General features: G+C 46.9%; 1 protein-coding gene. It reads left to right on the plus strand.

Annotation, left to right across the window (positions count from 1 at the left end; translation table 11 throughout):
* On the plus strand, window positions 1-1001 hold a 1001-nt coding region (gene panP, locus R7R78_RS24610; RefSeq protein ID WP_225474435.1), incomplete at both ends, for a pyridoxal-dependent aspartate 1-decarboxylase PanP.

A 1001-nucleotide genomic window follows, 5' to 3' on the forward strand; every position in this document is an offset into this window, starting at 1 on the left:
CGGTCACATGACCTCGGCGCTACCCTACTTCTTGATGCCTTTATCCAAGATCATGATCGCGCTAAACCAAAACTTGGTTAAGATCGAAACATCAAAAGCATTCACACCTCTTGAGCGTCAAGTTTTAGGGATGTTACACCGCTTAATTTACGGTCAAAACGACAAGTTTTATCGTAAATGGATGCACAGCGCGAACCATTCACTTGGTGCGTTTTGCTCTGGGGGCACAATCGCGAACATTACGGCGCTTTGGGTTGCACGCAATAAAGCGTTGAAAGCAGATGGTGCTTTCAACGGGGTAGAAAAAGAAGGTCTATTCAAAGCCATGAAGCACTATGGCTACGAAGGCCTTGCAGTTCTGGTTTCAGAACGTGGTCACTATTCACTTAAAAAAGCAGCAGACGTACTTGGCTTAGGTCAAGAGGGTTTAGTCGCGGTGAAAACCGATGCAAACAACCGTATTGTTGTTGACGACCTAAAAGCAAAAATTGCCGAGCTTAAAGAACAAAACATCAAACCAATTGCGGTTATCGGTGTCGCTGGCACAACAGAAACGGGGAACGTCGATCCTCTGTCGCAGATCGCTCAAGTGTGCCAAGAGCACAATTGTCACTTCCATGTGGATGCCGCTTGGGGTGGTGCAACGTTGATGTCTAATCATTACCGTCACCTTCTCGAAGGTGTTGAACTGGCTGACTCAGTGACTATCGACGCGCACAAACAACTGTACATCCCTATGGGTGCAGGCATGGTGTTGTTCAAAGACCCCGACGCGATGAAGTCCATTGAACACCATGCGCAATACATCTTACGTAAAGGTTCAAAAGATTTAGGTAGTCATACACTAGAAGGCTCTCGCTCAGGCATGGCCATGTTAGTGTATGCGGCGATGCACATTATTAGTCGCCCAGGCTACGAACTATTGATCGATCAAAGTATCGAGAAAGCGCGCTACTTTGCTGACCTCATCAAACAGCAAGATGACTTCGAACTCGTTTCTG

This window comes from Vibrio sp. 2134-1 (assembly GCF_033339495.1).